The following is a 19,290-nucleotide window of genomic DNA, read 5'->3' as shown; positions in this document are numbered from 1 at the left end:
CGCGCTCCTGTTTGGCGAAGTTGACACGAAAGGCCGGCCGCGGTTCGGCCGGCGCTGCTACACCTTACACCCGGCCGGGCGCACGCGGGCGCCCGGCGAGATCATTCGTCGCGGGACTGGCGATCCCTGGCAAGCGCTGCCTGCGCACGCACGCCGGCGCCCCCCGGTGCCGGCGGCGAGCCGGCCACGGGGTTGCCCGGCAGCGGCGCGCTCACTGCGTGCACACCGCCCGGGTCGCCTGCCGCGGGCGAAAACAGATCCCAGCTTGCCATGAACAATGCCGCGATGAGCGGACCGATCACGAATCCGTTCAGCCCGAACAGCGCCATGCCGCCCAACGTGGAGATCAGGATCACGTAGTCCGGCATCTTCGTGTCCTTGCCCACCAGAATGGGCCGCAGCACGTTGTCGACCATGCCGATGACCAGCACGCCGAACGCAATGAGCACCGCGCCCTTGACCACGGCCCCCGTCAGCAGGAAGTACACGGCCACCGGCGCCCAGATCAGCCCGGCCCCGATCGCGGGCAGCAGCGACAGGAAGGCCATGATGACGCCCCACAGCAGCGCACCCTGGATCGAGAGGATGGAAAAGATGATGCCGCCCAGTGCACCCTGCGCCGCCGCGACCGCGACGTTGCCCTTGACGGTGGCGCGCACCACGGTCGTGAACTTGCGGAACAGGTGCTGCTTGTGCGTGTCGCTCAGCGGCACGGCACGGCGCAGTCGCGCCGACAGCAGCGGACCGTCGCGCAGCAGGAAGAACAGCAGATACAGCATGATGCCGAAGCTGACCACGAACTGGAACGTGTCCTGCCCGATGTTCAAGGCCTGGGTGGCCAGGAACTGGCTGGCCTGCATTGCACCGGCCGTCAGCTTGTCCTGCAGGCTTGCGATATCGGCCAGGTCAAAGCGCGCCAGCAATGCGTGCACGGACGGCGGCAGTGCGTCCATCGCCTGCTGGAAGTACGCGCCAAAGTTGATTTGCCCGGACTTGATGCTTTGGTAGAAATTTGCCCCTTCGTTCACGAGCGACCCGCTGATCACGACCAGCGGAAGAATCACCAGCAGCAGCACGAGCAGCAGCGTGATGAGCGCGGCCAGATTGCGCCGCCCGCCAATGCGCGCCACCAGACGGCGCTGCAACGGCGCAAAAAGGATGGCAAGAATGGTGCCCCAGAAGACGGCGCCATAGAACGGCCACAACAGCCAGCCGAACGCGATGGTGACCACCACGAGCAGGAGCACGAAGGTCCTGTAATGCACGCCTGAAGAATCGCTCATAGTCAGTCCAAGGCACGGCATGCGCCGCAAGAGCCGCATTGTACAAAGCGCGGCCGGGCGCCGCTGGGATCGCGACGGGGCTGGCGCATGGCTAGGGCGCGGCCGAGCCCGCGCTGGCAGCCTGCAGCAGCGTTGCGCGCGCGGCTTCCAGCCCACCCGACTGCGCGTTCAATGCTTGCAACCGCTGGTTCAGCTCCTGTTGCAAGGTCGGCTTGGCCACCTTTGTTTGCCCATCTTCGAACTGGATGTCCGCGGCATTGGCCGCCACGAAGTCCGCAATGGCCAGCGCATCGCGGGCAATCGCATCCATCCGGGATGCCGCGTCGATCAATTCCCCAGCCGGCGCCGTCACCGCCTCGTCATAGACGCCGTCATAAACGGGCGCCAGGTCGGCGGGCAAGGCAAGATCCGCGCGCGCCTTGTCTGCCTTGCCGCGTGCCGCCTGGACCTGGGCGGCACTGCCGGCCAGCGTCTTGCGTGCGGCCTCCAGGCTGCCACGGCGCGCCACGATCTCTTCAACGGACTGGATCGTCTCCACCGACAGCACCTCGCGCAGAGGCGCCGCCGCCTTGGCCAAGGCCTCCTGGAAATCCGTCATGACCTCGTACGCGTCGTCGTAGCCGCCAATGGCTTCCTTTTCCGACTTGTCGAGCATGCCGATCGGCACGAGCGTCACGTTGTTCATCCGACCCTGCAGCAACTGTATGAATGCGGCGCGCTCCTGCGGTTCCTTGTTGACGCACGCCGCCAGCAATATCGAGACGACCGCCATACCTGTCACCCACGCGCGAACCCAAACCATGCGCATCCTGTTAGCACTCCGATTCCGCAGATTACGGCCGCACGGGGCGGGCCATTCCGGCAGATTATCCGGTAGCGCCGCCAATGGGGCCAGAAGGGGCGGAATTTGTTGCCATCGAAGCGAGTTGACACAGTGCGCGCCGCGCCGCGCGCCCGCGTCGCAGCCTTTACGCATCCTCTAGAATCGAACATTCGGCGGCCCGTTGCCGCCTCCTCTCATTGCCTTGGCTGACGACATGACTCAGAACGCTTCCCCCCTGCCCTGGGGCTTCACCCTGCCGGACTGCCGCGGCGCAAACGCCCTGCTTCATTTCATGAATGACCTGGCGCGCGTGGTCAATCAATACCTGGGCCACGGCAAGTTGTCGGAGGAAGCGCTGGCGGATGCGCAAAAGGCGGTCAATGCCTTGCTCGAGCGCTACGTGGAAATCCAGGCGGCCCCGGAGGCCTTTGACGACGAACGTATCGAACTCGCCCTGGAAACCCAGCAGCAGCCCGATGGCACGACCGGCGCCCAGGTGGCGCTGCGCATGTCGCCACGCCTGGAAGGCCTGATCATCGAGGCCCAGCGACAAGCCCGTCCCGCAACGCACTAATCGGCAAGGGCGCACGTCCTGCGCCCTCTTTTTAGAAAATGCTTGCATAATCGCTCAAATGTCGATAATATCGTCGGTTGGATCTGAAAGAGCAGACCTTTGAGGGTCAGCCCGGCCAAGCTAAACGACTGTGGCCACCCCCTGCCAAGATCCGCCCGACAGCGCTGGCGTCCTAGCGAAGTACAACGCAAAAAACGCAACCCCAGCGCCGCATCGGGAACGCCTTCACCCGTCCGCCAGTCCGGACCGGCATGAAGCAAACCCAACCCAAATGATGGCTTCACCCGCTACCACGCGGGCTTACGCCAATGCGCGGGCAATCTTGTCTTTCGCCGCGCAGCCCGAATCGATGCCCTCCAAGACTGGACGAAGGCATCACTTCGCCGGACCCGGCGCGCAAAAAACATGAGAATGCGCAAAAGGACGGCAGCAGCAATGCGTTAGTGTCATGTAGCGCGTGTCCAATCACATCCGGCGGACGCAGCGCATCACGCACACTCATGGCGGCAATTTTCCCGCCCGGTGCGTTCACCATGGCAAGACGCAGCTTTTCCTATAACTAGAACCTAAAGAGAACACAACATGAACACTCGTTTCACCACCACCGACCTGATCCGACGCCCGGCCCACACGCAGCTTGACGACATGCCTATCCACATCGGCGACATCGTCTATCTGCAACCGGCCGACGGCCCCGAGATTCGCGCCACGGTCATCTTCAATGCGCCGATCAACGGCACGACGACCTACACCACTGAAGTCGTGCCCTGCGGATCGGCCGTACAGAAGGCGCCGGGCCAACGCATCCGGTTCCGCCACGAGCACGTGCATCGCATCGAACCGGTGCGCCGCAACGCTCGCTGATCTGCCTCAAAACCGCCGCCTGACCAGTGCGGCGGTTTGCTTTGTGCGTGATAAAGTCCGGGCAACTCCCGTCCGCCGATCTCAACATGCAGAACAATCGTCTCGCGGTCCGTATCTGGGACCTCCCCACCCGACTCTTTCACTGGGCCCTCGTCGTCTGCATCGTCGGCGCGTTCGTCAGCGTCAAGATGGGCGGCCTGTACATGGACTGGCACGTGCGTTTCGGCTGTACGGCGCTGGGTCTGATCCTGTTTCGCCTGATCTGGGGCTTTGCCGGACCGCGCTATGCCCGCTTCGCGCATTTCGTGCGCGGCCCGGGCGCCGTGGTCCGCTACCTGAAGGGCGCCGCCGCGCCCGCCGGCCACAATCCGCTGGGCGCGCTGTCGGTCATGGCCTTGCTGCTGGTCGTGGGCTTTCAGGCAGTCAGCGGCCTGTTCACCACCGACGACATCATGACGCAGGGCCCCTTGTTCGGGTATGTCTCGGAAGCCACCGCCAGCGCGATGACGTCCTGGCACAAGCTCAACGAGTGGGTCATCATCGGCCTGGTCGCGTTGCACCTGCTGGCCGTCATCTGGTATGCGGTCGTGCGCCGCAAGCGTCTGGTGCGCGCCATCATCACCGGCAACGTCGACGCCAAGGATGTCCCGGCCGGCACGCCGCCCGCGCAGGATGGGCTGGCGGTCTGGCTGCGCGCCCTGGTGCTGGGCGCCTGCGTGACGGGACTGGTGCTGTGGATACGATCGCTCGAGATCGTGTCCGACATGTCCTTCTCCTGATCGCGCACCCATGAAAAAAGCCCCTTGACGGGGCTTTTTGCTTGGTGGGCGGCGGACCGGCACGGCCGGCCCGGCACCTTACTTCTTCTTGCGGTACGCGTCGTGGCAGGCCTTGCAGCTGGCGCCCACGTCGCCGAAAGCCGCGCGCAGCTTGTCCAGATCGCCTGCGTCGGCAGCCGCCGACAGCTTCACGATGTTGTCCTGAAACGCCTGCTGCTTCTGCTTGAAGCCCGCGGCATCGCTCCAGATTTCCGGACGGGCGTCGCCGCCTTCCGTACCCGGACCGAAACCCGCCCAAGGCAATGCCGACAGCGTCTTCAGCACATCGACGTTGGCCTTGATCTGCGCGGCGTCGTAGGGCGCCTGGCCCTTGACCACCGGCGCCATGCGGCCAAAGTGCGAGCCGATCAGCGAGAGCGCCGACTGGCGGTACTTGACCGCATCTTCGGGCTTGGCGAATTGCGCGGAGGCGGACGTCGCCAGCAGCGGACCCACCGTCATACAGGCCAGCGCTGCGAGCGTGGACAACTTCTTCATTGCGATCTCCCGTAGGTACAACGTGAAAGCCGCGCGCATGACGCGCGCGGCACGGCGACTATACCGCCCGGGCCAGCTCGGCCGCCAGGCCGATGTAGGAGCGCGGGGTCATCGCCAGCAGGCGGGCCTTGGGCTCTTCAGGCAGCGCCAGGCCCTGGATGAATTCTCGCAGGGCCTCTTCGGTAATGCCCTTGCCGCGCGTCAAGGCCTTGAGCTGTTCGTAGGGCTGCGGCAGACCGTAGCGGCGCATGACGGTCTGCACCGGTTCGGCCAGCACTTCCCAGCACGCGTCGATATCGGCGTCGATGGCGGCCGTGTTGACTTCCAGCTTGCCCAGGCCGCGCATGCAGGCATCCCATGCCACCAGGCAGTAGCCCAGGCCCACGCCCAGGTTGCGCAGGACGGTGGAATCGGTCAGGTCGCGCTGCCAACGGGAAATGGGCAGCTTGTCGGCCAGATGGCGCAGTACGGCGTTGGCCAGACCCAGGTTGCCTTCGGAGTTTTCGAAGTCGATCGGGTTGACCTTGTGCGGCATGGTCGACGAACCGACCTCGCCTTCCTTCAGGCGCTGCTTGAAGTAGCCCAGCGCCACATAACCCCAGATGTCGCGATCCAGGTCCAGGATGATGATGTTGGCGCGGGTGATCGCATCGAACAGCGCGGACATCCAGTCATGCGGCTCGATCTGGATGGTGTGGCGGTTCTGGGTCAGGCCCAGCCCGGACAGCACGCGCTTGCTGAATTCGGGCCAGTTGATTTCCGGATAGGCGGACAGGTGGGCGTTGTAGTTGCCGGTGGCGCCGTTCAGCTTGGCCAGGGGCTCGACGGCCTCGACGGCGGCGATGGCGCGGTTCAGGCGCGCGGCCACGTTGGCGAATTCCTTGCCCAGCGTGGTCGGGCTGGCCGGCTGGCCATGCGTGCGCGACAGCAGCGGCTGGTCGGCGTTGGCGATGGCCATTTCATTCAGCTTGGCGGCCACTTCGCGCAGGCGCGGCACCACGACCTGGTCGCGGGCGCGCGACAGCATCAGCGCGTGCGAGGTGTTGTTGATGTCTTCGGACGTGCACGCGAAGTGGATGAACTCGGCCGCGCGGGCCAGTTCGGCGTCATCGGCGACCTTTTCCTTCAGCCAGTATTCAACGGCCTTCACGTCGTGGTTGGTGACGCGCTCGATCTCCTTGATGCGGCCGGCGTCGGCCTCTGAGAAATTGGCGACCAGCTGAGCCAGACGCGCGCGGGCGCCCTCGGAGAAGGCCGGCAGCTCGGGCAGGCCGGCGTCCGACAGCGCGATCAGCCAGGCGACCTCGACTTCGACGCGGTGCGCCATGAAACCGGCTTCGGACAGCAGACCGCGCAGCGCGTCGCCCCGGGAAGCGTAGCGGCCATCCAGTGGCGAAAGGGCATTAAGTTGGCTCAGCTGATCGGCGATTTGCATGGTCTGGTAGAGAAAAAACGACGGATGGGAAAACCCGGCGATTTTATCATCCGGGGCGGCCCGACATTGTGGCAAACTGACGAAGATTCCGCCCTGCGGACAATTCCGGCCGTCATACAGCCTGCTATACTTCGGCCGCTTTCCGACTCCGCTTGTGACTCCATGAAACTGATCGGCTCGCTTACCAGTCCCTACGTGCGCAAAGTGCGTATCGTCATGGCCGAGAAAAAGCTGGACTACCGGCTTGAACTCGAAAACGTCTGGTCCGCCGACACGCAGATCCAAACGTACAACCCGCTGGGCAAAGTTCCTTGCCTGGTCATGGAAGATGGCGGCGCCCTGTTCGACTCGCGCGTCATCGTCGAATACCTGGACACCCTGTCTCCTGTCGCCCGGCTGATTCCGCAGCCCGGACGCGACCGCGCAGCCGTCAAGTGCTGGGAAGCCATCGCCGATGGCCTCCTGGACGCGTGCGTGACCATCGTCAAGGAAAACCAGCGCCCCGAAGCCCAGCGCAGCCCCGAATGGATCGAGCGCCAGTACGGCAAGATCCACGCCAGCCTGGACGCCATGAACAAAAGCCTGGGCGACAACGCGCATTGCATGGGCATCAACTACAGCCTTGCGGACATCGCCGTGGGCTGTGCCCTGGGGTATCTGGACCTACGCTTCCCCTCGCTGGACTGGCGCACTGGCCAGCCCAACCTGGCCCGCCTGTACGACAAGCTGTCTCAACGCCAGTCGTTCATCGACACGGTGCCCAAGACGGCCTGACGCCTCAACAAAAACGCCCGGCATGGCCGGGCGCTCGCTTTTACCGGCCGCTTTCCGCGGCCGGTTTTCATTTACGCGATCAAACCGTCCAGGTCTGCCAGGCCTTGAACAGCATGTAGGCCGCCAGCGCAAACAGCAGTGCGGCGAACACGCGCTTGAGCGTCTGAACCGGCAGGCGATGCGCCATGCGCGCCCCCAGCGGCGCGGTCAGGACACTGGTGCAGACCAGCGCCAGCAGCGCCGGCCAATAGATGAAGCCGAGCATCCCCGGATAGGTCTGGGCCTCGTTCAGGCCCGAGACGACATAGCCCACGCTGTTGGCCAGCGCAATCGGAAAGCCCAGCGCCGCCGACGTCGACACCGCGTTGTGCAGGGCCACGTTGCACCAGACCATGAACGGGACCGACAGGAACCCGCCCCCGGCGCCGACCAGGCCCGACAGAAAGCCGATGCCCGCGCCGGCCGCGCTGGTGCCGACAACGCCCGGCATCTGCCGCGTGGGCTTGGGCTTCTTGTTGCGCAACATGCTCCAGCCGGAATACCCCACGAACAGGGCGAAGAACAGCGACAGCCACAACGTGCTCAGCGCCGCAAACACCGCGCCGCCGGAAAGCAGCCCGCCGACGATGATGCCCGGCGCCATCGCGGCGACGATGCGCCACTTGATGGTGCCTCGCTGCTGGTGGGCCCGGACGCTGGAGATGGACGTAAAGAGGATCGACGTCATGGACGTGGCGATCGCCGCATGCACGACCAGATCAGCCGGCATTTTCTGCCAGGTGAACAGCATCGTCAGGAACGGCACCAGCAGCATCCCGCCGCCAATGCCAAGCAGGCCCGCCGCAAAGCCCACCACGCCGCCCAGGACCAACAGGCAGATCACCATCGTCACATCCACAACCCTCTCCTCGCTTTTATTGTCATGAACAAGGCCCCACGGATATTGCACCCGGGGGCCTTGGTTACGTGCGGCAGGGCATTCCTAAAGAATGATCCCGCCGCCCAGGCAAACCTCGCCATCGTATAGCACGGCCGACTGGCCGGGCGTCACCGCCCACTGGGGGTCGGTAAATTCCAGTGAAAAAGTCTCTTGCGCCGCGTCGGCCAGGCGGCACGCCGCATCGGCCTGCCGGTAACGCGTCTTGGCGCCGTAGACGCCGGCGGCCGGCGGGCGGCCCGCCACCCAGCTCGCGTCCTGCGCCTTCAAGTTGCCGGACAGCAGCCACGGATGGTCGTGCCCCTGCACGACGTACAGCACGTTGCGCTCCAGGTCCTTGCGGGCCACGTACCAGGCCTCGGCCGTGCCGTCCTCCCGTTGCCGGCCCTTCACGCCGCCCACGCCCAGCCCCTTGCGCTGGCCCAGCGTGTAAAACGACAAGCCTTCGTGGCGGCCCACTTTCTGCCCTTCGGGCGTCAGGATGGGGCCCGGCTCAGTCGGCAGGTAGCGGTTCAAAAATTCCCGGAACGGGCGCTCGCCGATGAAGCAGATGCCGGTGGAATCCTTTTTGGCGGCATTGTGCAGGCCGATCTCGTGCGCGATGCGGCGCACTTCGGACTTGTGAATCTCGCCCAGCGGAAACAGCGTGCGCGACAACTGCGCCTGGTTCAGCCGATGCAGGAAGTAGCTTTGGTCCTTGGAAGCGTCCAGCGCCTTGAGCAGCTGGAACTGCGTGCCGCCGCCCTCGGCTGGCACTTCGCGCACGCGCGCATAGTGGCCGGTCGCGATGTGCTCGGCGCCCAGCGCCATGGCGTGGTCCAGGAATGCCTTGAACTTGATTTCGGCATTGCACAGCACGTCGGGATTGGGCGTGCGGCCCGCGGAGTACTCGCGCAGGAACTCCGCGAACACGCGGTCCTTGTATTCGGCGGCGAAGTTGACGAATTCGAATTCCACGCCGACCAGATCGGCCACGCTGGCGGCGTCCAGCAGATCCTGGCGGGTGGAGCAGTATTCGGAATCGTCGTCGTCTTCCCAGTTCTTCATGAACAGGCCGACGACCTCGTAGCCTTGCTGCTTGAGTAGCCACGCGGTGACCGAAGAATCGACCCCGCCGGACATGCCGACGACAACGCGGCCTTTCTTGGTGGATGTTTGACTCATGATGCGGCTATTTTAGATCGGACACGGCGTCTTCCCGCGGCTGGGGCTCGGCGGCGCGCGACACTTCCATCAGCCAGGCCCGGAAAGCCTGCAAGGTGGGCAGATTGGCCTTTTGCTCGGGATAGCACAGGTAGTAGCCCATGCGCGCCCGGATCGGCAGCTGGATGGCGATAGCCAGCTTGCCGTCGCGCAGTTCGTCCTCGATCAGGCAGCGCGGGATCAGCGCCACGCCAAAGCCCGCGGCGGCTGCCTGCGACAGCAACGCGTACTGGTCGAAACGCGCGCCTTCCAGGCTGCGGCGCGTGTCGCAGCCGGCCTGCTCGAACCAGTCGCGCCAGCCCTCCAGGGCCGACGTATGGTGCAGCAGCGGATAGGCCAGGAGCGCTTCGGGCGACGTGCACCCGCCCGGGATCAGGCGGGGACTGCAGACGGGAAGAATCTCGCGGCCGACGATGTAATCGGCCCCGCTGCCGGGCCACAGGCCCTCGCCGAAGCGCACGGCGGCGTCCAGCTCCGGCGTGGAGAAGTCGTAGCCCTGGCGGTGCGGCAGGAATTCGACGTGGATATCGGGACGCAAGCGCATGAAGGCGGTCAGGCGCGGAATCAGCCAGCGCGCGCCGAACGTGGGCATGCAGGTCAGGTTCAGCGTGCCGCCCCGCCCCTGATGCGCAATCAGTTCGACGGTGGCCGCTTCGATCTGGCCGAGACCGGCCTGGATCTTGGCCAGGTAACTGCGGCCCGCTTCGGTCAACACCAGGCCTTGCCTGATTCGCAGGAATAGTTCGACTCCAACGAACTCCTCCAGATGTTTCACCTGTTTACTCACCGCGCCCTGCGTCACGCACAATTCCTGCGCGGCGCGCGTGAAACTGCTGTGTCTGGCGGCGACTTCAAAGGCCTGAAGATCGGTTAAAGAGGGACAGAAACGCCTCATTTGCAGCCCCCACCCGTCGTGGGGCTCCCTTGCCATCGCGGGCGTGATGTCGGCACAGGATGCACGGCGAATGTTACATAAAAGTAACCGCGGCGAAGCCCTGCCGAGTAAGAGGTATGAAAAAAAGTCATAGCTTACGGAGAATCTTTCGTTTGCGCAAACCCGCCCGCCAGGAAAGAATCGTCGGGTTTGCGACTGCTTTCATGCAGCTGCTTTCCATTCATTAGTAGGGGAATTCATGCAACGCCGTAATGTAGTTCTGGGCCTGTGTGTCGCTGCCGCGACCCTGGCCACGCCGCTGACCTCGGGTATCGCGCACGCTGAAGACGCGTATCCCAGCAAGCCCATCCGCCTGATCGTTCCCTTCCCGCCCGGCGGCACCACCGACATCGTCGGCCGCCTGTTCGCCGACAAGCTCGGCAAGGAACTGGGCCAGACCGTCGTCGTGGAAAACCGCGGCGGCGCCGGCGGCTCGATCGGCAGCGCGTTCGTCGCCAGCAGCGCGCCGGACGGCTATGTCCTGGGCATTGCCACCGTCAGCACGCACGGCATCAACCCGGCCATCTACCCGAACCTGCCGTTCGATGGCGAGAAGGACTTCACGCCCGTCTCGAACCTGGCCGCCGTGCCGAACATCATGACCATCAACCCGAAGGTCCAGGCCAAGAACATCGCCGAGTTCATCACGCTGGCCAAGAGCCAGCCGGGCAAGCTGACGTACGCGTCGGCCGGCAACGGTTCGGTCTCGCACATGATGGGCGAACTGTTCAAGATGGCGTCGGGCACCGACCTGATGCACGTGCCGTACCGTGGCGTTGGCCCCGCGCTGAACGACGCGCTGGCCGGCCAGGTCGACGTCATGTACGACAACCTGCCCTCCACCCTGCCGCACGTGCAGTCCGGCCGCCTGATCGCCATGGCTGTCGCCGCCCCGCAGCGCGTTGCCGCGCTGCCTGACGTGCCCACGTTCGCCGAAGCCGGCCTGCCCGCCGTGAACGACGCGTCGTGGTTCGGCCTGGTCGCCCCGGCCAAGCTGCCCGCCCCCGTGCTGGCCAAGCTGAACGCCGCTGTCCAGAAGGTCAGCGCCGAAGAGGACGTCAAGAGCCGCCTCGCTGCCCTGGGCGCTTCGCCCGCGGCCAACACCTCGGCCGAATTCGGCGCGCAGATCTCGGCTGAAATCGCCAAGAACAAGCGCATCGCCAAAGAAGCCAACGTGAAGATCGACTAACCGGTCTTCGGTCCTCGCGCGCCGCCGGCACGCGAGGACCTCCGATTCACGAACGCAGTACCCCCCCTATGCGAATTACCCAACCCCTGTCCTACCGCCTCGACCTTCCGCAGCAATACCCCGATTCGGATATTTCGGCCCCCCTCGTGCTGGATTCCCCGCACAGCGGCACCGCCTACCCCCCCGATTTCGCTGCCGCGGTGGACTTTGGCGCATTGCGCACCGCCGAGGACACCTGGGTTGACGATCTGTGGGGCGACGCCATCGAGATGGGCGTGCCGATGATTGCCGCGGCCTTCCCGCGCGCCTACATCGACGCCAACCGCGCCCGCGACGAAATCGACGAACTGCTGCTGGACCAGGCTTGGCCTGACGCGCTGAATCCTTCGCCCAAGGTCAAGCTTGGCAAGGGCCTGATCTGGCGCATGCTCGATGACGGCACGCCGCTGTACGACCGCAAGCTGACGGTCGAGGAAGTGCGCCACCGCATCGACGCCTGCTGGGCGCCCTATCACGCCGCACTTGGCCAGGTGCTGGACAACGCGCATCGCAAGTTCGGCAAGGTCTGGCACATCAACTGCCATTCCATGCCCAGCGTCGCCGGTGAATTCGCCACCGACCGCCCCGGCCTCGTCCACCCCGATTTCGTGCTGGGCGATCGCGACGGCAGCACCAGCGACCCCGCCTTCCGCGAATTCATCGCAGCCTGGCTGCGCGAGCGCGGCTACGACGTCACCGTGAACGATCCCTACAAGGGCGTGGAACTGGTGCGCGCGTTCGGCCGCCCGCAAGAAGGCCGCCACAGCCTGCAGATCGAAATCAACCGCAAGCTCTACATGGACGAAGTGTCGCTTCGCCCCACCGAAAACTATGGCCGCCTCAAGGCCGATCTGCGCGACCTCACCCGCGCGCTGATCAACTGGACGCGCGCGCAGACGGCTTGACGCCGGACGTCTGTTCGCCGGCGCCGGCCAGCGACGTGTTCATACCGGCCGGCGCATTCGGGTTGCAAGACCCCTGCCCCATGGTTCGCCATGGGGTTTTTTTTGCCCGCGCGAGATGCGGACAAACGGGGGAAGCGTCAGAGCGCACATTCCGTGTATAACTACGGCGAACCTTCTGAGGAGAGGCGTCGATGCACATCGGGATACCTAAAGAAACCCGAGACGGGGAAACCCGTGTCGCAGCAACACCGGAGACCGTCAAGAAGTACGTGGGCGGCAAGCACACCGTCGTCGTGGAGCGTGGTGCGGGCGCCGCGGCCCGCTATCCCGACGATGCCTACGTTGCCGCGGGCGCCACGCTAGGTTCCGCTCAGGATGCCCTGGGCGCCGATCTGGTCATGAAGGTTCGCGCGCCCTCCCCTGAAGAATTGCCGCACATGAAACCGGGCACGGTGGTCATCGGCATGCTCGATCCCTTCGACGCCGAAGGCCTGGCGCAACTGGCCGCCGCCGGCCTGACCGGCTTCGCGCTGGAAGCCGCGCCGCGCATCACCCGCGCCCAGAGCCTGGACGTGTTGTCCTCGCAGGCCAACCTGGCCGGCTACAAGGCCGTGCTGCTCGCCGCCCATCACTACGGACGGCTGATTCCCATGATGATGACGGCCGCCGGCACGCTGAAGGCCGCGCGCGCGGTCATCCTGGGCACTGGCGTCGCTGGCCTTCAGGCCATCGCCACGGCCAAGCGGCTGGGCGCCGTGGTCGAGGCGTCGGACGTGCGCCCCGCGGCCCGCGAACAGGTCGAATCGCTGGGCGCCAAGTTCATCGACGTGCCCTTCGAAACCGACGAAGAACGCGAGATCGCACAGGGCAAGGGCGGCTACGCGCGCCCCATGCCCCCGGCCTGGATGGCCCGCCAGGCGGCGCTGGTGTCCGAACGCTGCAAGCAGGCCGATATCGTGATCACCACGGCGCTGATTCCCGGCCGGCCCGCCCCCATGCTGGTTTCGGCGGAAACGGTGGCGGCCATGAAGCCCGGTTCCGTGCTGGTGGACCTTGCCGTCGAACGCGGCGGCAACTGCCCGCTTTCCGAGAAAGGCCGCATCGTCGAAAAGCACGATGTCACGATCATCGGGCTGACCAACCTGCCCGGCCTGGTCGCCACCGACGCCTCGGCGCTCTACGCGCGCAACATCCTGGATTTCCTGAAGCTCATCATCAATGCGGACGGCGCGCTGGCGATCCAGCGCGACGATGAAATCGTGGCGGCCTGCCTGGTGTGCGAAGGCGGCAATGTGACGCGGAGGACGTAACCATGGAAGCGATCAATCCCACCCTGATGAACCTCATCATCTTCGTGCTGGCCATCTACGTCGGCTACCACGTCGTCTGGAACGTCACCCCCGCCCTGCACACGCCGCTCATGGCAGTCACCAACGCCATTTCCGCCATCATCATCGTCGGCGCGATGCTGGCCGCCGCGCTGACCGAAGGCGGACTGGCGCGCGGCATGGGCGTCTTTGCCGTGGCGCTGGCCGCCGTGAACGTCTTTGGCGGATTTCTCGTGACGCGGCGCATGCTCGAGATGTTCAAGAAAAAGGACCGCAAGCCGGGCAAGGAGGAAGCGAAATGATCTCGCTGAACCTCGTCACGCTGCTTTACCTGATTGCCTCGGTCTGCTTCATCCAGGCGCTCAAGGGCCTGTCCCATCCCACCACCTCCCGCCTGGGCAACGCCTTCGGCATGGCCGGCATGGCGATCGCCGTGGTGACCACCGCGGCGCTCATCGTGGGCCTGGCGCGCAGCGGCACGGCCACGATCGGGCTGGGCTGGGTCGTGCTGGGGCTGCTGGTCGGCGGCTCGATCGGCACGCTGATGGCCAAGCGCGTCGAGATGACCAAGATGCCCGAACTGGTCGCCTTCATGCACAGCATGATCGGCCTGGCGGCGGTGGCGATCGCGGTGGCCGTTGTGGCCGAGCCGCACGCCTTCGGCATCGCGCCGCCCGGCATGGCCATCCCCACCGGCAACCGCTTTGAACTGTTCATCGGCACGTTCGTGGGCGCCATCACGTTTTCAGGCTCCGTCATCGCCTTCGGCAAACTGTCCGGCAAGTACAAGTTCCGGCTGTTCCAGGGCGCGCCGGTGGTGTTCGCCGGCCAGCACATGCTGAACCTGGCGCTGGCGCTGGCGATGCTGGGCTGCGGCGTCTGGTTCATGCTCACGCAGGAATGGACGCCCTTCATCATCATGACGCTCATCGCCTTCGTGCTGGGCGTGCTGATCATCATCCCGATCGGCGGCGCGGACATGCCCGTGGTGGTGTCGATGCTGAACAGCTATTCCGGCTGGGCGGCGGCGGGCATCGGCTTCTCGCTGAACAACCCCATGCTGATCATCGCCGGATCGCTGGTGGGCTCGTCGGGCGCGATCCTGTCCTACATCATGTGCAAGGCGATGAACCGCTCGTTCTTCAACGTGATCCTGGGCGGCTTCGGCGGCCAGGCGGGCGGCGCCGCGGCCGCTGGCGACACGCCGCAACGCAGCGTCAAGTCGGGCAGCCCGGATGACGCGGCGTTCCTGATGACCAACGCCGAAAGCGTGACCATCGTGCCGGGCTATGGCCTGGCCGTGGCGCGCGCGCAGCACGCGCTGAAGGAACTTGCCGAAAAGCTCACCGAGCGCGGCGTGACCGTCAAGTACGCGATCCACCCGGTTGCGGGCCGCATGCCCGGCCACATGAATGTGCTGCTGGCCGAGGCCGAAGTGCCGTACGACCAGGTCTTCGAAATGGAAGACATCAACAGCGAGTTCGGGCAGACCGACGTGGTGCTGGTGCTGGGCGCGAACGACGTGGTCAATCCCGCCGCCAAGAACGATCCAAAGTCGCCCATTGCGGGCATGCCCATCCTGGAGGCCTACAAGGCGCGCACGGTCATCGTGAACAAGCGCTCCATGGCCTCGGGCTACGCCGGCCTGGACAACGAGCTCTTCTACATGGACCGCACGATGATGGTCTTTGGCGATGCCAAGAAGGTGCTCGAGGACATGGTCAAGGCCGTCGAATAGGCGGCGCGCCAGCCGCCGCGCGGGCCTAGCCCTGCGCGGCGCGGCGCAACTGCTCGTCCACCACCTCGACCCAATGCCGCACCGGCGTGTCGGTGCCGCTTTGCAGATGGCCGATGCAGCCGATGTTGGCCGACAGGATCACATCGGGACTCGCCGCCGCAATGGCGCCCAGCTTGCGGTCGCGCAGCTCAAGCGCGATGTCCGGATTCAATACCGAGTACGCGCCGGCCGACCCGCAGCACAGGTGCTTGTCGGCAAACGGCTGCAGTTCAAAACCCAGGTCGGCCAGCAACTGCTCGGACAACGGCCGCAAGCCCTGCCAGTGCTGCAAGGTGCATGGCGGATGAAAGGCCGCCCGCATGCCCGCCGGCAGCCGCGCGCGCAGCAGCCCGGCATGCGGCGCAACGATTTCGGCCACGTCCTTGACCAGCGCCACGATGTCCGCGGCCTTTTGCGCATAGGCCGCATCGTGCCGCAGATGGTGCGCGTATTCCTTGACCATGGCGCCGCAGCCCGACGCGTTCATCACGATGGCCTCGACCTTGCCGTCCTGAACGAGCGGCCACCACGCGTCGACGTTGGCGCGCATCTGCGCCACGGCTTCGTCCTGCGCATCCAGATGGAAACTGACCGCGCCGCAGCAGCCGGCGCCCGGCGCAATGCGCGCGCCGATGCCAACGGCATCCAGCACGCGGATGGTGGCGGCGTCGATGGTGGGCATCATGGCCGGCTGCACGCAGCCGGCCAGCATCAGCACCTGCCGTGCGTGCTGCCCCACCTGGGGCAGCGGCCCCGCGTCGCGGCGTTCCGGCACCTTGCGCCGGAGCGCCTGCGGCAGCAGCCCGCGCAGGCTCTGGCCCAGCCGCATGGCGGGCGCGAACATCGGCGACAGCATCGCCTTGCGCAGCAAGGTGCGCCGGGTTCTATCGCCCCATGACCGCTCCACGCGCTCGTCCACGATCTTGCGGCCGATATCGACCAGATGGCCGTACTCGACCCCCGACGGGCAGGTGGTCTCGCAGTTGCGGCAGGTCAGGCAGCGGTCCAGATGCTGCTGCGTGGACTGCGTCGGTTCCTTGCCTTCAAGGACCTGCTTGATGAGATAGATGCGGCCGCGCGGGCTGTCCAGCTCGTCGCCCAGGACCTGGTAGGTCGGACAGGTTGCCGTGCAGAATCCGCAATGCACGCAGCGGCGCAGGATGGCGTCCGCCTCGTTGCCCAGATCGGTGCCGCTAGCCCAGGATGCCAGATTGGTTTGCATGATGTCCTACAGCTCCAGGACCAGGCGGCCGGGGTTGAACAGGCCGGCGGGATCAAGTTCCTGCTTCAGCCGGCGGGTGATCGCGCCAATGCCCGGCGCGAGCGGGTGAAACACGCCATCGGCCGGCGGCGCGGTGTCCGCAGGCCGGAACAGCGTGGCATGGCCGCCATGCTGGGCCGCCACGTCGCGCAGTTGGGCCGCATCGTGCGGGCCGCTCAGCCATCGCTGCCCCCCGCCCCACTCGATCAGCGTCGGCCCCAACTCGAGGTCGGCCGTGGTGGGCGGCAAGGCAAGACGCCACAGGGGCTGCCCGGGCGAAAAGAACGCGTGGGTCTGCTCGCGCAGCGACTGCCACCACGCCGCCGCGGCCTCGGGCGTCATCAGGTCGCCGCCGATCAGCCCTCGGGCGCTGGCGAGCGCGGGCGGCGCGCCCGACAGACGCACCATCGTCATGCCGTCGGCCCCACCGCTTTCGCTTGTCCAGCTCGATGCGGAGATCGGCAACGGCTTGCCGCGCCAGAAGGCAAAGTTCACCAGCGCCTGCGCCTGCGTGGCGGGCAGCGTCAGCGTAATCTCTTCCATCGGCTTGGGCACGACCTTGAGCGACACCTCCAGGATGGCGCCGAAGATGCCGTGCGAGCCGGCCAGGAGGCGCGACACGTCATAACCCGCCACGTTCTTCATGACCTCGCCGCCGAAGGACAGGATGCGCCCTTCGGAATCCAGCAGTTGCGCCCCCAACACAAAATCCTTCAAGGCGCCGGCGCTCATGCGGCGCGGCCCCGACAGGCCGGCAGCCACGCAGCCGCCCACGGTCGCGGTGGACGCGAAATGCGGCGGCTCGAAGGCCAGCATCTGGCCGTGCTCGGCAAGCGCGGCTTCCAGTTCGGCCAGCGGCGTGCCGGCGCGCACGGTCACCACGAGTTCGGACGGGTGATAGCTGACGATGCCGCGGTAAGGCGTCATGTCCAGCAGGCAATGGCCATCCTGCGGCCTGACCGGACGATAGTTGCCGTAGAACCGCTTGCTGCCGCCGCCCATCACGAACAGGGGTTTGTGACCGGCACGCGCCGTCATGACCTGGTCGCACAATTCCGACAGGACAAAATCCATAAGGGATACGTCCTAGAAACGGGCGAGATCGGGGAAGCGCAATTCTCCCGCATGGACGTGCATCTTGCCGTATTCGGCGCAGCGAGCCAGCGTGGGGATGACCTTTTCAGGATTGAGCAGGCACGGCGGATCGAAGGCCCGCTTGACTGCCAGGAACGCGTCGAGTTCTTCGCGAGAGAATTGCACGCACATTTGATTTATTTTCTCCATTCCCACACCGTGCTCTCCAGTCACGGTTCCTCCCACCTGCACGCACAGCTCAAGAATGGCCGCACCGAATTTTTCGGCGCGTTCCACCTCGTCCGGCTTATTCGAATCGAACAGGATCAGCGGGTGCAGATTGCCGTCCCCGGCATGAAAGACGTTGGCGCATCGCAGGCCGAATTCGTCTTCCATCTGTTCGATGGCGCCCAGCACGCGCGCCAGATGACGACGCGGAATCGTGCCGTCCATGCAGTAGTAATCGGGCGACACACGCCCCGCGGCGGGAAACGCGTTCTTGCGTCCCGCCCAAAATTTCAGCCGTTCGGCCTCGGACGCCGACACCTGGCAGCGCGTGGCGCCAGCCTGGCGGAACACCGCTTCCATCCGCGCGATCTCGTGCGCCACCTCTTCGGGCGTGCCGTCCGATTCGCATAGCAGGATGGCCTGCGCATCCATGTCGTAGCCCGCACGGACAAACGGTTCCACCATGTGCGTCGCGCGGCGGTCCATCATTTCCAGGCCAGCGGGGATCATGCCCGCCGCGATCACCTGCGTGACCGCATTGCCCGCGGCCTCGACGCTGGAAAAACTGGCCATGACCACCTGCTGGCACGCCGGCTTGGGGATGAGCTTGACGGTCACTTCGGTGACCACGCCCAGCATGCCCTCGGATCCGATGAACACCGACAGCAGGTCCAGCCCTGGCGCATCGGGCGCGTGCGATCCCAGTTCGACCACATCGCCGTCTATCGTGACCACGCGCACGCGCAGCACGTTGTGCACCGTGAGGCCGTACTTCAGGCAATGCACGCCGCCGGAGTTTTCCGCCACGTTGCCGCCGATGGAGCACGCAATCTGGCTGGACGGATCCGGCGCGTAGTACAGCCCGTAGGGCGACACCGCTTCGGAGATGGCAAGGTTGCGTACGCCGGGTTCGGAGATGGCGGTCGCGCTGGCCAGGTCGATATGCTTGATGCGGTTGAACTTGGACAACCCGAGCAGCACGCCCCGGCTGTGCGGCATGGCGCCGCCCGACAACCCGGTTCCGGCGCCCCGCGCCACGATCGGCGCATTCAGACGCTTGCACACGCGCATGATGGCCTGCACCTGCGCTTCGGTTTCGGGCAGGGCAACCACCGCGGGTATGGAGCGGTAAAGGGATAGGCCGTCGCACTCGTAAGGACGTGTGTCCTCTTCGCGATACAGCACACAGTGCGCGGGCAGCACGGCCGACAACGCCTCGATGAGCTGTTGCTGCGAATAAGGCGCCTGCACTTGTGCCAGGCCAGTTTCGACCAGTGAATTCATGAGCGCAACAATAGCGCGAGTGCCCCGGTTAATCAGGCCGGGATTTACCCGCACCTGACGTA

Annotated in this window: 19 protein-coding genes; 9 read left to right on the top strand and 10 right to left on the bottom strand. The window is 65.6% G+C overall.

Annotation, left to right across the window (positions count from 1 at the left end):
• Positions 1-101 precede the first annotated feature (101 nt).
• Positions 102-1,283, bottom strand: coding sequence for an AI-2E family transporter (locus QEP15_RS07535; protein ID WP_280148609.1), 1,182 nt, complete (start codon positions 1,281-1,283; stop codon positions 102-104).
• Between the two features lie 91 nt (positions 1,284-1,374).
• Entirely contained in the window at positions 1,375-2,259 is an 885-nt protein-coding gene (locus tag QEP15_RS07530) for a DUF3053 family protein (RefSeq protein WP_280148608.1), read from the bottom strand.
• A 61-nt stretch (positions 2,260-2,320) separates the two neighbouring features.
• On the opposite strand from QEP15_RS07530, the gene QEP15_RS07525 reads away from it, so the two are divergent.
• The 3 genes from QEP15_RS07525 to QEP15_RS07515 all read left to right on the top strand — a co-directional run bounded on the left by QEP15_RS07525 (position 2,321) and on the right by QEP15_RS07515 (position 4,323).
• Positions 2,321-2,680 carry a hypothetical protein gene (locus tag QEP15_RS07525; RefSeq protein ID WP_152383845.1) on the top strand — a complete coding sequence of 120 codons (360 nt, stop codon included), beginning with the start codon at positions 2,321-2,323 and terminating at the stop codon, positions 2,678-2,680.
• Between the two features lie 582 nt (positions 2,681-3,262).
• A complete protein-coding gene (locus QEP15_RS07520) occupies positions 3,263-3,544 on the top strand; it encodes a hypothetical protein (RefSeq protein ID WP_056320023.1) in 282 nt (93 codons plus the stop codon).
• Between the two features lie 86 nt (positions 3,545-3,630).
• Complete coding sequence (locus QEP15_RS07515; protein WP_056320020.1) at positions 3,631-4,323, top strand: cytochrome b/b6 domain-containing protein; 693 nt, start codon at positions 3,631-3,633, stop codon at positions 4,321-4,323.
• Positions 4,324-4,401: 78 nt separating this feature from the next.
• Here the strand turns inward: QEP15_RS07515 and QEP15_RS07510 are convergent, their stop codons facing one another.
• Complete coding sequence (locus tag QEP15_RS07510) at positions 4,402-4,860, bottom strand: c-type cytochrome (protein ID WP_056322645.1); 459 nt, start codon at positions 4,858-4,860, stop codon at positions 4,402-4,404.
• Positions 4,861-4,918: 58 nt separating this feature from the next.
• Positions 4,919-6,295 carry an adenylosuccinate lyase gene (gene purB, locus QEP15_RS07505; protein WP_062838459.1) on the bottom strand — a complete coding sequence of 459 codons (1,377 nt, stop codon included), beginning with the start codon at positions 6,293-6,295 and terminating at the stop codon, positions 4,919-4,921.
• 162 nt (positions 6,296-6,457) lie between these two features.
• On the opposite strand from purB, the gene QEP15_RS07500 reads away from it, so the two are divergent.
• Positions 6,458-7,069, top strand: coding sequence for a glutathione S-transferase (locus QEP15_RS07500; protein ID WP_056322638.1), 612 nt, complete (start codon positions 6,458-6,460; stop codon positions 7,067-7,069).
• A 79-nt stretch (positions 7,070-7,148) separates the two neighbouring features.
• On the opposite strand, the gene QEP15_RS07495 is transcribed toward QEP15_RS07500, so the two are convergent.
• The 3 genes from QEP15_RS07495 to QEP15_RS07485 form a co-directional block, all read right to left on the bottom strand.
• Positions 7,149-7,967, bottom strand: coding sequence for a sulfite exporter TauE/SafE family protein (locus QEP15_RS07495; RefSeq protein WP_056322636.1), 819 nt, complete (start codon positions 7,965-7,967; stop codon positions 7,149-7,151).
• An 84-nt stretch (positions 7,968-8,051) separates the two neighbouring features.
• The gene (gene mnmA, locus QEP15_RS07490; protein ID WP_279990864.1) at positions 8,052-9,170 is read right to left on the bottom strand and encodes a tRNA 2-thiouridine(34) synthase MnmA; all 1,119 of its coding nucleotides are present in this window, start codon (positions 9,168-9,170) and stop codon (positions 8,052-8,054) included.
• 7 nt (positions 9,171-9,177) lie between these two features.
• On the bottom strand, positions 9,178-10,104 hold the full coding sequence (locus QEP15_RS07485; protein WP_056322630.1) for a LysR substrate-binding domain-containing protein: 927 nt from the start codon (positions 10,102-10,104) through the stop codon (positions 9,178-9,180).
• A 238-nt stretch (positions 10,105-10,342) separates the two neighbouring features.
• Here QEP15_RS07485 and QEP15_RS07480 point away from each other — a divergent pair, with 238 nt between their 5' ends.
• From QEP15_RS07480 to QEP15_RS07460, 5 genes are all read left to right on the top strand, one after another.
• Positions 10,343-11,332, top strand: coding sequence for a Bug family tripartite tricarboxylate transporter substrate binding protein (locus tag QEP15_RS07480; RefSeq protein ID WP_056322627.1), 990 nt, complete (start codon positions 10,343-10,345; stop codon positions 11,330-11,332).
• A 68-nt stretch (positions 11,333-11,400) separates the two neighbouring features.
• On the top strand, positions 11,401-12,276 hold the full coding sequence (locus QEP15_RS07475) for an N-formylglutamate amidohydrolase (RefSeq protein WP_152383842.1): 876 nt from the start codon (positions 11,401-11,403) through the stop codon (positions 12,274-12,276).
• 191 nt (positions 12,277-12,467) lie between these two features.
• Entirely contained in the window at positions 12,468-13,586 is a 1,119-nt protein-coding gene (locus QEP15_RS07470) for a Re/Si-specific NAD(P)(+) transhydrogenase subunit alpha (RefSeq protein ID WP_056322621.1), read from the top strand.
• A 2-nt stretch (positions 13,587-13,588) separates the two neighbouring features.
• On the top strand, positions 13,589-13,906 hold the full coding sequence (locus QEP15_RS07465) for an NAD(P) transhydrogenase subunit alpha part 2 (RefSeq protein ID WP_006224972.1): 318 nt from the start codon (positions 13,589-13,591) through the stop codon (positions 13,904-13,906).
• Positions 13,903-15,342, top strand: a complete 1,440-nt coding sequence (locus QEP15_RS07460) for an NAD(P)(+) transhydrogenase (Re/Si-specific) subunit beta (RefSeq protein WP_056322618.1) — start codon at positions 13,903-13,905, stop codon at positions 15,340-15,342. The genes QEP15_RS07465 and QEP15_RS07460 overlap by 4 nt, the downstream gene beginning before the upstream one ends.
• A gap of 25 nt (positions 15,343-15,367) precedes the next feature.
• Here the strand turns inward: QEP15_RS07460 and glcF are convergent, their stop codons facing one another.
• From glcF to QEP15_RS07445, 3 genes are read right to left on the bottom strand one after another with little or no spacing between them, the layout of a single operon-like run.
• Positions 15,368-16,603, bottom strand: a complete 1,236-nt coding sequence (gene glcF / locus QEP15_RS07455; protein WP_142049902.1) for a glycolate oxidase subunit GlcF — start codon at positions 16,601-16,603, stop codon at positions 15,368-15,370.
• A 6-nt stretch (positions 16,604-16,609) separates the two neighbouring features.
• Positions 16,610-17,716 carry a glycolate oxidase subunit GlcE gene (gene glcE, locus QEP15_RS07450; RefSeq protein WP_280148607.1) on the bottom strand — a complete coding sequence of 369 codons (1,107 nt, stop codon included), beginning with the start codon at positions 17,714-17,716 and terminating at the stop codon, positions 16,610-16,612.
• Between the two features lie 12 nt (positions 17,717-17,728).
• Positions 17,729-19,228: an FAD-linked oxidase C-terminal domain-containing protein gene (locus tag QEP15_RS07445; RefSeq protein ID WP_280148606.1), complete on the bottom strand. Its 1,500-nt coding sequence runs from the start codon at positions 19,226-19,228 to the stop codon at positions 17,729-17,731.
• Positions 19,229-19,290 lie beyond the last annotated feature (62 nt).

It is taken from the genome of Achromobacter mucicolens (assembly GCF_029866465.1).
GTDB lineage: Bacteria > Pseudomonadota > Gammaproteobacteria > Burkholderiales > Burkholderiaceae_B > Achromobacter > Achromobacter mucicolens.
This window is presented reverse-complemented; position numbering and strand designations above follow the sequence as displayed.

What these genes read in the sequence shown, in the direction of transcription:
- QEP15_RS07535 (WP_280148609.1), bottom strand. Translation starts at nt 1,283, where the DNA reads ATGAGCGATTCTTCAGGCGTGCATTACAGGACCTTCGTGCTCCTGCTC.
- QEP15_RS07530 (WP_280148608.1), bottom strand. Translation starts at nt 2,259, where the DNA reads ATGCGTAAAGGCTGCGACGCGGGCGCGCGGCGCGGCGCGCACTGTGTC.
- QEP15_RS07525 (WP_152383845.1), top strand. Translation starts at nt 2,321, where the DNA reads ATGACTCAGAACGCTTCCCCCCTGCCCTGGGGCTTCACCCTGCCGGAC.
- QEP15_RS07520 (WP_056320023.1), top strand. Translation starts at nt 3,263, where the DNA reads ATGAACACTCGTTTCACCACCACCGACCTGATCCGACGCCCGGCCCAC.
- QEP15_RS07515 (WP_056320020.1), top strand. Translation starts at nt 3,631, where the DNA reads ATGCAGAACAATCGTCTCGCGGTCCGTATCTGGGACCTCCCCACCCGA.
- QEP15_RS07510 (WP_056322645.1), bottom strand. Translation starts at nt 4,860, where the DNA reads ATGAAGAAGTTGTCCACGCTCGCAGCGCTGGCCTGTATGACGGTGGGT.
- purB (WP_062838459.1), bottom strand. Translation starts at nt 6,295, where the DNA reads ATGCAAATCGCCGATCAGCTGAGCCAACTTAATGCCCTTTCGCCACTG.
- QEP15_RS07500 (WP_056322638.1), top strand. Translation starts at nt 6,458, where the DNA reads ATGAAACTGATCGGCTCGCTTACCAGTCCCTACGTGCGCAAAGTGCGT.
- mnmA (WP_279990864.1), bottom strand. Translation starts at nt 9,170, where the DNA reads ATGAGTCAAACATCCACCAAGAAAGGCCGCGTTGTCGTCGGCATGTCC.
- QEP15_RS07485 (WP_056322630.1), bottom strand. Translation starts at nt 10,104, where the DNA reads ATGAGGCGTTTCTGTCCCTCTTTAACCGATCTTCAGGCCTTTGAAGTC.
- QEP15_RS07480 (WP_056322627.1), top strand. Translation starts at nt 10,343, where the DNA reads ATGCAACGCCGTAATGTAGTTCTGGGCCTGTGTGTCGCTGCCGCGACC.
- QEP15_RS07475 (WP_152383842.1), top strand. Translation starts at nt 11,401, where the DNA reads ATGCGAATTACCCAACCCCTGTCCTACCGCCTCGACCTTCCGCAGCAA.
- QEP15_RS07470 (WP_056322621.1), top strand. Translation starts at nt 12,468, where the DNA reads ATGCACATCGGGATACCTAAAGAAACCCGAGACGGGGAAACCCGTGTC.
- QEP15_RS07465 (WP_006224972.1), top strand. Translation starts at nt 13,589, where the DNA reads ATGGAAGCGATCAATCCCACCCTGATGAACCTCATCATCTTCGTGCTG.
- QEP15_RS07460 (WP_056322618.1), top strand. Translation starts at nt 13,903, where the DNA reads ATGATCTCGCTGAACCTCGTCACGCTGCTTTACCTGATTGCCTCGGTC.
- glcF (WP_142049902.1), bottom strand. Translation starts at nt 16,603, where the DNA reads ATGCAAACCAATCTGGCATCCTGGGCTAGCGGCACCGATCTGGGCAAC.
- glcE (WP_280148607.1), bottom strand. Translation starts at nt 17,716, where the DNA reads ATGGATTTTGTCCTGTCGGAATTGTGCGACCAGGTCATGACGGCGCGT.
- QEP15_RS07445 (WP_280148606.1), bottom strand. Translation starts at nt 19,228, where the DNA reads ATGAATTCACTGGTCGAAACTGGCCTGGCACAAGTGCAGGCGCCTTAT.